The sequence below is a fragment of the Pelotalea chapellei genome, assembly GCF_018531195.1.
GTDB lineage: Bacteria > Desulfobacterota > Desulfuromonadia > Geobacterales > Pseudopelobacteraceae > Pelotalea > Pelotalea chapellei.
In genome coordinates this window covers 15,567-28,448 of sequence record NZ_JAHDYS010000004.1, presented here as the reverse complement: position 1 = coordinate 28,448, position 12,882 = coordinate 15,567, and the positions used below count along the sequence as shown (strand labels likewise).

Annotated in this window: 14 protein-coding genes; 10 read left to right on the top strand and 4 right to left on the bottom strand. The window is 55.0% G+C overall.

Annotated elements, in window-relative coordinates; all coding sequences use genetic code 11:
* Positions 1–63: 63 nt before the first annotated feature.
* Entirely contained in the window at positions 64–1,152 is a 1,089-nt protein-coding gene (locus KJB30_RS05105) for a 6-phosphofructokinase (RefSeq protein ID WP_214296865.1), read from the bottom strand.
* A 17-nt stretch (positions 1,153–1,169) separates the two neighbouring features.
* Complete coding sequence (gene tatC / locus KJB30_RS05100; protein ID WP_214296864.1) at positions 1,170–2,015, bottom strand: twin-arginine translocase subunit TatC; 846 nt, start codon at positions 2,013–2,015, stop codon at positions 1,170–1,172.
* Between the two features lie 179 nt (positions 2,016–2,194).
* On the opposite strand from tatC, the gene KJB30_RS05095 reads away from it, so the two are divergent.
* The 9 genes from KJB30_RS05095 to KJB30_RS05055 all read left to right on the top strand — a co-directional run bounded on the left by KJB30_RS05095 (position 2,195) and on the right by KJB30_RS05055 (position 9,782).
* Complete coding sequence (locus KJB30_RS05095; protein ID WP_214296863.1) at positions 2,195–2,614, top strand: QcrA and Rieske domain-containing protein; 420 nt, start codon at positions 2,195–2,197, stop codon at positions 2,612–2,614.
* A gap of 43 nt (positions 2,615–2,657) precedes the next feature.
* Positions 2,658–3,761, top strand: coding sequence for a cytochrome b (locus KJB30_RS05090; RefSeq protein ID WP_214296862.1), 1,104 nt, complete (start codon positions 2,658–2,660; stop codon positions 3,759–3,761).
* Positions 3,758–4,582, top strand: a complete 825-nt coding sequence (locus KJB30_RS05085; protein WP_246545518.1) for a multiheme c-type cytochrome — start codon at positions 3,758–3,760, stop codon at positions 4,580–4,582. Before KJB30_RS05090 ends, KJB30_RS05085 begins: the two co-directional genes overlap by 4 nt.
* Before the next feature lie 15 nt (positions 4,583–4,597).
* Positions 4,598–5,464 (top strand): SCO family protein, encoded by an 867-nt coding sequence (locus tag KJB30_RS05080; RefSeq protein ID WP_214296861.1) that lies wholly within the window; start codon positions 4,598–4,600, stop codon positions 5,462–5,464.
* Positions 5,465–5,541: 77 nt separating this feature from the next.
* Complete coding sequence (gene ctaD, locus KJB30_RS05075) at positions 5,542–7,152, top strand: cytochrome c oxidase subunit I (protein ID WP_214296860.1); 1,611 nt, start codon at positions 5,542–5,544, stop codon at positions 7,150–7,152.
* Positions 7,149–7,751 (top strand): cytochrome c oxidase subunit 3 family protein, encoded by a 603-nt coding sequence (locus KJB30_RS05070; protein WP_214296859.1) that lies wholly within the window; start codon positions 7,149–7,151, stop codon positions 7,749–7,751. The genes ctaD and KJB30_RS05070 overlap by 4 nt, the downstream gene beginning before the upstream one ends.
* Positions 7,752–7,762: 11 nt before the next feature.
* A complete protein-coding gene (locus tag KJB30_RS05065) occupies positions 7,763–8,062 on the top strand; it encodes a cytochrome C oxidase subunit IV family protein (protein ID WP_214296858.1) in 300 nt (99 codons plus the stop codon).
* Entirely contained in the window at positions 8,059–8,961 is a 903-nt protein-coding gene (gene coxB / locus KJB30_RS05060) for a cytochrome c oxidase subunit II (protein ID WP_214296857.1), read from the top strand. Before KJB30_RS05065 ends, coxB begins: the two co-directional genes overlap by 4 nt.
* Entirely contained in the window at positions 8,958–9,782 is an 825-nt protein-coding gene (locus KJB30_RS05055; protein WP_246545517.1) for a protoheme IX farnesyltransferase, read from the top strand. The genes coxB and KJB30_RS05055 overlap by 4 nt, the downstream gene beginning before the upstream one ends.
* Positions 9,783–10,011: 229 nt before the next feature.
* On the opposite strand, the gene KJB30_RS05050 is transcribed toward KJB30_RS05055, so the two are convergent.
* Positions 10,012–10,782, bottom strand: a complete 771-nt coding sequence (locus KJB30_RS05050; protein ID WP_214296856.1) for a PEP-CTERM sorting domain-containing protein — start codon at positions 10,780–10,782, stop codon at positions 10,012–10,014.
* A 283-nt stretch (positions 10,783–11,065) separates the two neighbouring features.
* Here KJB30_RS05050 and KJB30_RS05045 point away from each other — a divergent pair, with 283 nt between their 5' ends.
* Positions 11,066–12,016 carry a helix-turn-helix domain-containing protein gene (locus tag KJB30_RS05045; protein ID WP_246545516.1) on the top strand — a complete coding sequence of 317 codons (951 nt, stop codon included), beginning with the start codon at positions 11,066–11,068 and terminating at the stop codon, positions 12,014–12,016.
* A 202-nt stretch (positions 12,017–12,218) separates the two neighbouring features.
* Here KJB30_RS05045 and KJB30_RS05040 read toward each other — a convergent pair whose 3' ends face one another.
* Positions 12,219–12,857 carry an RES family NAD+ phosphorylase gene (locus KJB30_RS05040; protein ID WP_246545515.1) on the bottom strand — a complete coding sequence of 213 codons (639 nt, stop codon included), beginning with the start codon at positions 12,855–12,857 and terminating at the stop codon, positions 12,219–12,221.
* Positions 12,858–12,882 lie beyond the last annotated feature (25 nt).

Below are 12,882 nucleotides of genomic sequence, written 5' to 3'. Positions count from 1 at the left end.
TCTTCTTTTAACCGTAATTGCCTCGGCTGTCAACAGAAAAAACAGCGAATTTTCGATAGAAATTTAACGTCCCAACGTAATTCCGATATCTTCGGCAGCCTTGACGATTTCTCCATCGGGATCCACAGTATTTAATGCGTTGGTAGCGGATTCAATGGAGGCTGTGCCGATGGTTCTCCCTTTGAGGCAGGTCATCTGGCCGAACTGGCCGGCAGCTACCATTGCAACCGCCTTTGTGCCAAAGCGCGTGCCCAAGGCCCTGTCAAACGTGCTGGGCGAACCCCCGCGTTGCAGGTGCCCAAGCACCATGACCCGTGCATCCATCTCCAGGCATTTTTCGACCTGATGGGCCACAAACTGACCGATGCCGCCCAAGCGCTCAATGGCATTACGCTCATCCGGCCCTTTGGCAACCAACCTGTCACCGCCGATTGGAAAAGCGCCTTCACCAGCGACAATAATGCTGAAGCGGCTGCCGCGCTCGCAGCGTCGTCTGATTGCCTGGCAGATCTTTTCTATATCATAGGGAATTTCAGGTATCAGAATAACATCGGCTCCGCCGGCAATGCCTGACTCAAGGGCAATCCAGCCAGCATAGCGCCCCATTACCTCCATAATCATTACCCGGTGGTGACTTTCAGCAGTCGTGTGCAGCTTGTCCAGAGCGTCTGTGGCGGTTTCGAGAGCGGTGTTGAAGCCGAAGGTGAAATCTGTTTCGCGCAGGTCGTTGTCAATGGTCTTTGGCACACCGACCACCGGCACCCCTCTTTTCCATAACTCCAGCGCAATTTTCAGGGATCCCTCGCCACCGACTGTAATCAATGCATCCAATCCCAGGGAACGGATGTTTTCAATGGCACGATCAGAAAAATCAACATGCACGGTCCGGCCATTTTCTTCCATGGGGAATAAAAAAGGATTACCTCGATTGGTAGAGCCGAGGATGGTGCCGCCGCGGGGCAGAATGCCCCTGACACTCTCAAGGGTGAGGGGACGACACTTGTTGATGTCGAGCAGTCCATCAAAACCGTCTTCAATGCCGATTACTTCCCAGCCGTGCCGTATGACAGCACTCTTGACCACGCCCCGTATAACCGCATTCAATCCGGGGCAGTCGCCACCGCCGGTAAGAATTCCGATTTTCTTGGACATGAGATACCTCCTTGAAGTCAGCTTTCTGTGAGTTCCGGCTCAACGGGAACCTTTTTCTTGCCAAAGATCAAGGCAACCCAGACGCTGATTTCGTACATCAGGTAGAGGGGGATCATGATCACGAACATAGTGATCAGATCGGCATGAAAGGCCGAGATGATAGAACTTGCCAACAGCGCGTACTTGCGTTTTGGAGCCAGGAACTGATAACTGACGATGCCGAAGCGCGCCAGTACCAGGGTCAGGACAGGGAGCTCAAAGATTAGCCCGAACATCAGGATCAGACGCAGGCAGAAATTGATGTAGGCACTGATGTTGAACCAGCTCTGCAAGCCCTCCGCTTCGTAGGAGAGGGAGAAATTGATGATGACCGGCCAGATTACGATCAGGAAAAACATGGCCCCAACGCAAAAAGTGACAGTGGCAGCCGTAACGAAGGGCACAACCATATGGCGTTCTTTTCGGGTCAGTCCCGGAGCTATGAACAGCCATATCTGATAGAAAACAATCGGCAGAACCAGGACAAAGCCTGCAAGCATGGATATCTTGCACTGGATGAAGAATGGTTCCAGCGGCGCGCTGTAGTTGAGGACCCGCGCCTTGTGGGGGGCGTTGATTTCATCGCCCAGCTTGTAGCGGGTATAGAGGGCGGGAGAGACTTCCTTTACCTTGGTATAAATCTTCTTTTTGATGTCGGTAAGGTAGGTTGTGCCGGTCAGGGGCTTTTCCACGAAGTTGAGAATGTCGCCGGAAAAGTTCCAGGCAACCCCCATGCCGATCACAACAGCAATCACGATAACCATCAGGCGTTTGCGAAGTTCAACCAGGTGTTCAATGAAAGGGAGTACTTTTTCTTCGGTCATGCCTATTACCTATCATGTGAAAACTGGATGCGCAACCGCTTTCCGGTACACCCATTTATCCTGTTGAAAAAAAGGGGGTAGCCGGGCTTACTCTCATTTGTGCTCGACATCCCCGTTTAGTTGGGTGTAGATAGAAAAATTGCAGGTTTTCATGAGAGAGTCAATAAACAGGGGGCTGTATGGAAGATGAAGCCAGAAGAAGGTTTCTAGGTGTCTGCCTGGGTGGTCTTGGTGCTGCTGCAGCGGGAGGTGTGCTGTGGCCGGTCTACCGCTACCTCACTCCCAGGAGCGGAGATGAAGCCGGACGCACCTTCTCCATGGCTGAGCAGGACCTGCCGGAGGGAGCTGTGAAGTTTTTCGATTTTGCCGGTTCTGCCGCAGTGCTTGTGCGCAAGAAGGGGGGCGAACTGGTTGCGCTTTCTGCCGTCTGCAGCCACCTGGGCTGCATCGTGCAGTGGGACAAGGCTCGCATGAGTTTCGTTTGCCCCTGTCATGGCGGTCAGTTCAGTACTGATGGTGTGGTGCTGGCCGGGCCTCCCCCCCGGGCACTTGCCAAACTGCCGGTTTCGGTAGCCAAGGGCGTGATTACCGTCGGGTGAATGGTTGTCTGTCGCTGAACTATAAAAGAGGCAAGGAAAAAGTATGATCCTGCTTGATAAACTGTATGAATGGCTCGATGTGCGTATAAATGCGCGCGAAGTGGTGGCTCGAGAGCTGACCGGTTACCTGCTCCCTCGCAACATCAATGCATGGTACTCCCTGGGCAGCGTATTGCTGTTCATCTTTGCGCTACAGGTGGTCAGCGGAATCCTGCTGCTGATTTACTACGTGCCCGATGCGGACAAGGCTTTTACCAGCGTTGCAACCATCATGAACCAGGTTCCCTTCGGCTGGCTGATCCGCATGTGCCATGCCGTCGGATCGAACATGATGGTGCTGGTGCTGCTGCTGCACATGTTGTCGGTGCTGTTTATGGGAAGCTATAAGCGCCCCCGGGAATTGAACTGGCTGACCGGCTTCATTCTGCTGAGTCTGGTTCAGGCAATCTCCCTGACCGGCTACCTGCTGCCCTGGAGCCAGCTTTCCTACTGGGCCACCACCGTAGCCACCAACAGTGTTGGCGCCATCCCTGTCATTGGTCAGTTTCTGGTGGAGTTTCTGAGAGGGGGCAAGCAGGTCGGACCCCATACGCTGGGACGTTTTTTCGCCTTGCACGTGGCACTCATTCCGGCTGGTATTGCCGCCCTGATCGGAGTCCACCTCTTCCTGCTGAAGCGCACCGGCATCTCCAGTCCCCCCTTTGGCCGGTCGGATACGAGCAACCACTGGACAGGCGAAAGCTATCACTACGAGAAGCATCCGGGAGGAATCCCCTTTTTCCCCAACTACCTCCTCGAAGACCTGCGCTCCATCTCACTGTATCTGGCTTTTTTCCTTGCGGTCGTCTTCTTTAATCCCTATGTTTTTTTCCCGTCAGCAGCCTTTGTCCCGGCCAACCCCTACCTGACCCCGGCCCACATCAAGCCGGAATGGTATTTTCTGGCCAACTACCAGACATTGAAGATATTCCCCAGTGAAATCATCGGCCTGGCCGTGCAGGGGCTGGCCATGACGTTTCTGGCGCTGCTGCCCTTCATAGACCGGGGTGCGGAACGACACCCCCTGAAGCGTCCCGTGTTCATGACCTGTACTGTTCTTGGTCTACTGCTCTGGATCGGACTGAGCATCTGGGGGCACTACTCATGAACTACTTCAGTCTTTCCAAAAAGAACGGCATGTTTGTCTGGACCCTCTGCATTCTTGCAGCTTTGACTGTGCTGGCGCGACCGGTTCCGGCGCTTTCGGCCGAAAATGAAATTGTCTGCCTGCAGTGCCACGCCAACCTGCCGGAGCAGTACAGCCGCCCGGTTGCCCTATGGCGGGCCAGTATCCATGCCGAAAACGGCATTGCCTGCAACAACTGCCATGGCGGCGATCCAAAGGACATGGCCGATGCGATGAACCCGGCCCGTGGTTTTCTCGGTGTTCCCCGGCAGACAGAGATACCAGCCTTCTGCGGCCGCTGCCATGTGGGGGTCCTCAAGGATTATCTCGCCAGCGCCCATGGCCGTGCACTGGGGAAAAGAGGGCCGACTTGTGTCACCTGTCACGGCAACCATCGGGTCGTCAAGGCCTCGCTCGATCTGATCAACGAAAAGAGCTGCAGCAGCTGCCACAGTTACGAGCGTGCCGGGGCCATCAAGGCCGCCATGCAGGCCACTGAAGCCATGCTGCTGGCCACCGACATGCGCATAGCCGCCTACAAGCAGATCGGTGCGGATACGGACCGGCTGGAGAAAGGGCTTTTCGCAACACGCAACCGCTTCCACACACTGTTCCACAACGTTGATTTGACCAGGATCAAGGGGGAGACAGCCGCGATTCGGGCCGAGATACAGAAAATCGACCAGGCTCTGGCCAGACTGGACCAGGTAGGGGCTCAGCGCCGCAAAGCTGGTGCCGCAGCGGTTGGCGCATCCCTGCTGGCAGCGCTGCTGTTTCACCTCTTGCGCAAAACCTACCGCTGACAGTATGGGGAATGCATGATCATGCAGCTCTACAATTCCGGTTTCCGTATCCTGGTCATGTTGCTGGTTCTGCTGGCGGTGCAGTCGACTGTTGTCCCCGCCCAGGATCAGCACGATGAACACCGGCATCCCCTGCAACAGCAGGATCAGAGCGGAGTAGGGCTGGATGAACGGCTTGGCTCCAAGATCCCCCTGAATCTCGTTTTCCGCGATGAAGACGGCCAGGCCGTAACCCTGGCAGAGCTGATTAAAGGTCCGACAATCATCCTGCCGGTCTATTACAGCTGCAGCAACATCTGCAACTTCCTTCAAGGAGGTCTGGCCCGGGTCTTGCCGCAGCTTACTGCCCGGCCGGGGCAGGATTACCGGGTGCTGTCGATCAGCTTTGATGACACGGAAGCCCCGTTCCAGGCGGCTCGTGCAAAGCGGATGCACCTTGCCTCAATCAGCACCCCCTTCCCGGAAACGGGCTGGCGGTTTCTGCCCGGCGACAGTGAGTCGATCCATCGTCTGACCAGCGCCGTTGGCTATCGCTTCCAGCGCAGGGGGCGCGACTTCATTCATCCGGCAGCCAGCCTGATCGTGTCCGGGGACGGCACCATTGTGCGCTACCTGTACGGAACAAATTTTCTCGCCAAGGACCTGAGCCTGGCGCTGCTGGAAGCGCGGGAAGGAAAGGTGGGAGTCACCGTCGCCAAAATGGTGGAGTATTGTTTCAGCTTCGACCCCCATGGCAAGACCTATGTCTTTAATCTGCTGCGGGTCAGTGCCACGGTGGTGATACTCTGTGCGGGCAGTTTTCTGCTCTTCCTGATCCTTGGGGGCAAGAGGCGGAAAGGTAAAGGGGATACGAGAAAACGGGGTGACGAGAAAACGGGGTGATGGGGTTAAAGTTTTTCCCCTTCTCCTCTTAACCGCAGCGTAGCCGCACTGTCCCCACTAGATTCAAAGGAGTTTCAATGACCACTGCACCACCCGATAATTTCTGGAATGATACCGGCAGAACCGGTATCAGTTCCTGGATCTTTTCAACCGACCATAAGCGCATCGGCCTGCTGTATTTCTACTCGGTGTTGACCTTTTTTCTGGTGGGGGTCGCACTGGGGCTGCTGCTGCGGATTGAACTGATGGCCCCCGGGCGCACCATCATGGGCCCCCAGACGTACAATGCCCTCTTTACCGTGCACGGCGTGGTAATGATCTTTCTCTTCATTCTCCCCGGCTTTCCGGGCGCATTCGGCAATCTGGTCATGCCGATCCAGATCGGTGCCCGGGATGTAGCCTTTCCGCGTCTGAACCTCTTCTCCTGGTGGCTCTATCTGGCCGGCGCCGTGATTATTCTGGTTTCTCTCTTCACCGGCGGAGGCGCACCCGACACCGGCTGGACCTTCTACGTCCCCTTCAGCACCCGCACCGGCACCAATGTCTCCCTGGCTGTGGTCGGGGTTTTCATCCTCGGTTTCTCCGCCATTCTGACTGGGGTCAATTTCGTTACCACTATCCACCGCTTGAGGGCGGAAGGCATGACCTGGACCCGCCTGCCGCTCTTCACCTGGTCACTGTATGCCACCGCCTGGGTGCAGATCCTGGCTACGCCGATCCTGGCAATCACGCTGGTGCTGATCTTCTCCGAGCGGGTGCTGGGCACCGGCCTGTTCGACCCCTCCCGGGGAGGGGACCCGATCATGTTTCAGCACCTCTTCTGGATCTACTCCCATCCGGCGGTGTACATCATGATCCTGCCCGCCATGGGGATCATCTCCGATATCATCCCTGTTTTTTCGCGCAAGCCGATTTTCGGCTACAAGATGATCGCTTTCTCTAGTCTGGCCATTGCCGCCGCCGGTTCCCTGGTCTGGGGGCACCATATGTTCACCAGCGGCATGAGCGACAACGCCGTGCTGGTCTTCTCGTTTCTGACCTTCATTGTTGCCATTCCTTCGGCCATCAAGGTCTTTAACTGGGTTTCGACTCTTTACAAAGGTTCGATCTCTCTTGAAGCGCCGATGCTGTTCGCTCTTTCTTTCATCCTGCTCTTTTCCATCGGAGGTCTGACCGGCCTGATTCTGGGGGCCGCCGCCACCGATGTGCATGTGCATGATACCCACTTCGTAGTCGGACACTTCCACTATGTCATGTTCGGCGGCACCGGCTTCGCCTTCTTTGCTGCCATGCACTACTGGCTGCCCAAGTTCTACGGGCGCACCTACTCCCAAAGGGGCGCCATCGTTGCCTGGGCCCTGATGTTCGTCGGCTTCAATGTCCTCTATTTCTCCATGAAAGTTCTCGGCATGAAGGGCATGCCCCGACGTTATTACGATTACCTGCCGGAGTTCACCACCCTGAATCTGGTTTCAACCATTGGCAGCTGGATCCTGGCGATCGGACTATTGATCATGCTGATGAACCTGTTTCGCGGTCTCTTTCGGGGGACACCCTTCACCGGCAATCCCTGGGGGGGCGCCACTCTGGAGTGGAGTATCCCCACCCCTCCGCCAACGGAGAATTTCATAGAGGAACCGGTGGTAACCCACGGGCCCTATGACTTCACAGGAACAGGCCGGCCATGAGTCACCCGAAACATACTGACTACAACGGTGACAAGCTTGGCATGTGGCTGTTTCTGTTTACCGAACTGCTCCTGTTTGGCGGCCTGTTCATTCTCTATGCAGTCTACCTTGCCCGCTATCCCAAAGAATTCTCCGCAGGGGGACACCAGCTCAACCTGGTTCTGGGTACGATCAATACGGTCATCCTGCTCACCAGCAGTCTGCTGGCAGCCATGGCTGTCACAGCCGTTCAGCGGGGGCAGCAGCGCCTGACCATGGGGCTTCTGGGGGGAACAGTTCTGTGTGCCGCAGGATTCATGCTGATCAAGTATCTGGAGTGGAGCGCCAAGATTCAGCACGGCATCTTTCCCAATTCCCCACGTTTGATTCAGGGCGCTCCCGGCGAATCGATCTTTTTCAGTCTCTATTACCTGAGCACCGGCATTCACGGGCTGCATGTCTTGATCGGTGCCGGACTGCTGGGCTGGGTGGCGCTCAAGGTGCGCAGCGGAGCAATCCACAGTCACGACTACGTCCTTCTGGAAAACAGCGCCCTGTACTGGCACCTGGTGGATCTGATCTGGATCTTCATCTTTCCGCTCTATTATCTGATGCTGTAGGAGCCGCCGTCATGCCTTCTGACACAACTGCAGGACACATTGCAAGCTATGGGAAACTGACTGCGGTCTGGCTCTGTCTGCTGATCCTGACCGGCCTGACCGTGCTGATCACCCGTATGGATCTGGGGGGATACAAGGTCGTGGGAGCGCTGACCATCGCTTGTACCAAGGCTGGGCTGGTGATCGCCTTTTTCATGCACATGCGGTACGAGGGGCGACTGTTGCGGGGCCTGCTGTTTCTGGCCCTGATAACCCTGGCTCTCTATATGGGGCTGACCTTTGTCGATGTGCTTTACCGGGGGCTGCCGTGAATCCTGCCGCCCTGACATCAACAACCGAGGCCATTGATCCGGTTTTCATGTTTATCTTCGGTGCCTGTCTGGTGCTGCTGCTGGCTATTACCGCAGTCATGCTCTTCTTTGTCATCCGTTATCATCGTTCCCGCTCACCCCGACCCACTTCCCAAGTTGCCGGAAATCTCTGGCTGGAGATAGTCTGGATCACCCTGCCGACCCTGCTGGTGCTGGCCATGTTTTATTACGGCTGGGCCGGTTATCTGTCGTTGCGCCAGGTTCCCGCCGGGGCGCTGGAGGTCACCGCCACGGCTCAAATGTGGTCATGGAGTTTCAGCTATGCGGACGGTCGCACCAGCAACAAGCTGTATGTGCCGGTCGGCCAGCCGGTCAAGGTCGAGCTGGTTTCCCGGGATGTGATCCACGGTTTCTATCTCCCGGCTTTCCGGGTCAAGCGGGACATCGTGCCGGGCCAGAAAAACCAGGTCTGGTTCGTGGCCGGCAAGCCCGGTTCCTATGATCTTTTCTGCTCCTCCTATTGCGGAACCAATCATTCCGCGATGATAAGTACGGTGGAGGCGCTGCCCAAGGCAGAATTTGCCGCCTGGCTGCAGAACAGTGGTAAAGGGAAAACCACCGGGATTGACGGCAAAAAACTTGCCGAGGAACAGGGCTGTCTTGGATGCCACTCTCTTGATGGCAGTTCCGGTGCAGGCCCCAGTTTCAAGGGGCTCTACGGTGCGCCAAGGGATGACGGGAAGAGGAGGGTGGTGGCTGAAGAAGCATACTTGAAGGAATCGATCCGCGAGCCTGGCGCCTTCGTGGTGAAAGGTTTTCAGCCGATCATGCCTTCCTTTGACCATCTGTCTGAGGAGGAAGTGTCGGCCCTGATCGAGTTCATCAGGAGCGTGAAATGATGATGCTCGTCCGTTTGCTGCGAGTGCGTCTGGCAGTGATGAACGGCGTGGCGACCATGGCAGGATATCTGCTGTTTCCCGGGAATAGGGAGATGGTGGCGGCCTGGTTGGCTTGCTGTGGAGTGGGGCTTTTGGCGGCCGGCGGTTCGGCCCTGAACCAGGTCATGGAGCGTGATCTGGACCGGTTGATGGAGCGTACCCGGCTTCGCCCGCTGCCCCAGGGGGAACTGTCGGTTGCTGCTGCAACGGGCATAGCCGCAGTCCTTGTCAGCGCCGGAATCATGCTGCTCTTGAAGGCGGGTGGTGTACTGCCGGCGGTGTTGGGGAGCGCAGCCCTGGTCTGGTATCTGGGGGTCTATACCCCCCTGAAGCGCCGCACCGGCCTGGCCCTGCCCATCGGAGCCCTCTGCGGGGCGGTGCCGCCGCTTATCGGCTGGTGCGTTGCAGGAGGGTCTCCGGGAGATCCCCGCATCATGGTTCTCTCAGGTGTATTGTTCCTCTGGCAGATGCCTCACTTCTGGCTGGTCCAGCGCCGTCATCGTCAGGATTATCCGGCTGATGCCGCCTTTCTGCCGAGCCTGCCCGGAAACGGTGAGCAACTTTCCCCTCTGTTCGGCCTCTGGTTGTTGGCCCTGCTCGCGGCTGCCCTGCTGCTGCCAGCCTTCGGTCTGCTCAACGGCCCGGCGGCTCTCTGTTATCCCATCCTGCCCCTGGTTTTGATCCCCCTGGTGCTGCTGCGTCGCGAGCGGGCGCTGCGGGGAGTTCTCAATCTTTTCCCTCTGCTGTTGACCATGACCATCTTGTGGGAGGCTGGTTTCTGAAATCCTTCGGAGGCTGTCTGCGGTGTTTGGGAGGATTGGGAAATTGGCGTATTTGTGAAGCGCTTTTGAATTGCCATTAACGTGACGTGTTGTGCCTTGTTGAGCTGGCGATGTTTCTTGATGATCAGTAGATATGTTCCATTTGAGGGGATGAGCAGTTCTTTGTTGACTAGGGGAGCTCCCCTAGCTGGAACTAGTCCTTTTCATCCCCTGAGGCCGTGTCACCTTATTATTTACAAGATTTTTTTCTTTTCTTCAGCCAACCCGCCATGCCGGCCAATCCCGCGACCGCAAGCATCATGGCCGAAGCTGGCTCCGGTACAGGGGCAGGACCAACGGGTGCAGGTTCAGTTAGAAGAGCAACATCATCCAAGCCTACAATCGCTGACATGACTAAGTTAGGATTAAAAAAATTGAATGTCATACTGTACTCTGTAAAGTATTCTTTTTCGAAATTACCATACAAAAGTTCAGCACTTCCCGTTAACACCCCCTTTGCAGGACCATTTTGAGGTGTAACCCACCCATAATCTCTGTAGCTAATCATGCGACTTTTACCAGTATCGTTTTTCCCATCGATTTCAATTCTAAAATAGCCTTCGTAAACGGGCTGATTAAGAGGATTCACCACTTCCCAAGCCACAGCGTAGTTAAATGAAGTCACCGTAGGGACCGAAGCGCCTGTTGTAATAACGGTGGTAAGGTGATTGCTACCGGTATTCGTTGGATCGAACTGCACTAGAGCAAAATTACCTTTCATCACGCTATTCCAGCTCGACAGATCCCAGTTTGACACATAGGACTGTGGTAGGGTGCTATACGAAACAACATCGACATTCCCTGTGGCATTCCACCCCGTAAGGTCGCCGGTCAAGAAATCGCCGTTGGTGTTGGTGATGAGTGAGGCCCGTACCCCCGTTGTGGATCCCACCACCAAAAGAACTGTTAGCATCAGGACAGCAAGGGTTCGGGAAAACAGGATTTCACATGCAGATCTCATGGCCGTACCTCCTCGAAGACTATTCCTTCCATTCCTTGATATAGCAAAAGACATTCCAGTTCGTAATACCTCGATTTAGCGATCATTGCGTCCGATCGCTACCAGAACTATCTAAAAGAACTGTAAAAAATTTATTCCGACAGACGGCCTTTTTTACATAGTTTCCAGTTTACATAAGTCTATGGGACTGCACCAGGAGAGGCCTCGGGGACGTTGTTTATTTGTTGACTAAACTGCGCTGCCGCTGTTACTTTCTGCCATGCCAAGAACTGCTCGCCTAGATATGCCCGATCTTTTACAGCACGTCATCGTTCGTGGTGTAGATCGCTGTGACATCTTCCGAGATGATGATGACCGCAGGAGATTTCTCCTCAACCTCAGTAAGCTCCTTGTCCAGACCGGCACCGAATGTCTTGCATGGTCATTGTTGACCAACCACTGCCATCTCCTTCTCCGGCCGCGCAAAACACTTCTTGCGCCTCTCATGCGCCGGCTTCTCACTGGCTATGCCATCTACTTCAACCTCAAACACAATCGCTCCGGTCATTTATTTCAGAACCGATACAAGTCCATCGTGTGTGAAGAGAACGAATACTTGCTGGAACTGGTCCGTTACATCCATCTGAATCCTTTGCGCGCAGGATTGGTGAAAAATCTCGAGGAGCTTGAGCGCTATGCCTGGTCCGATCACTCAGTAGTATTAGGAAAAGCCGCATTGGATGGACAGGTCACGGATGAGGTACTTTTGCTCTTCTCCCAGAAAAAACGCGAAGCAAGGAAACGGTATCAGCTTTTTGTTGCTGATGGTGTCGTATTGGGCAAGCGTCAAGAGTTGGGCGGCGGGCGGAGACTGTCAAGAGCGCTCCTTGAGGATCTGGGTGAAGAGCAGTACGACGAAAGGGTTCTCGGAAGCGGACAATTCGTCGAGGATCTTCGGATGCGTCGGGAGCTTGAATCGAAGTTCCCGTGCGCTATGGAAATAGAAGATATTATTACAAGAGTATGCCGCTACTACGAGATTAATCCCGAAGAACTGAGGCTCAAAAGCCGGGCGCGCAGGATAGCGGATGCCCGAAGCATTATCTGCTATCTTGCTGTGCGGCAGACGGGGCACAGCGGCGTCGAGGTTGGACGACAGGTGACTCTCAGTCGTGCGGGAGTCAGTGTTGCTGCCGGCAGAGGGGAACACATGGTAAAAAACGACAAGGCGTTGCTTGCGTTAATTGACAAATAAACAACGTCCCTGGAGAAGTCCAAAGGAGCTTGGCCTATGAAATGTCCGTACTGTAAAAACAAATTCGGAATGTTTAGTAAAGAAGTTCAATCTGGTGGCACTAAAAAAACACAGTAATAAGGGGACAGGCTGAATATGCAAAGGAAACTTGGCAATAAACAGCCTGTCCCCTTATTGCCCCCCGCCCCGGTGATGCCCCTGTTCATGTAATCTCCCAGCGGTCGGTTCTGAATGAGAATGATTCACCATCCTGGCGCATCCATATCGCTTCTTCTGTTGATATGGCAAGCATCCAGGTCCGGGTTGCAGCATCAGGTTTTTTTGCTGCAAACGCCAGCGGGGTTAATACTGCAACGCAATAATGTTTTTCCGGGTCGCGCACGGATTGATACTGAATGGCACCGATGTCCGCTTGCCGTGCAATTCGCGCTAATGCCTGAGTAGCTGAATAATCAGTTGGATGTAGCCATTTAGAAGATTCACCGGCAAAGGGCTGTTCACGCAGATCTATGCAGCTTGTTTTGATTGGCACTTTGAACGCAGTGAATGAGCATGGCTGAAGACGTTCCAGCCCGGCAGTGTCATGAAGGAAGCGCCATCTCCAATAACTGACTTCGGCAGCTGCTGTCCGTACTGTCTCAGCAGCGTAGAACACTCCTGGCTCATGGACGGCACGAAAACGTGAGCCGTTTGGTTGACGGGGTTCATAACGAAAGGGACTGAAAAGCAGAAAGTGAAGGTTGGTAGCCTCTTTGGGGATTGGTGGTTTGCTCTCCTCAAGAATATCCTCCAGCAGGGCCTGTTCTGCCATGGTATCTACGATCTTGGATGTTGAAACCATGTGTTGAGCCTCAACCATACGCCAG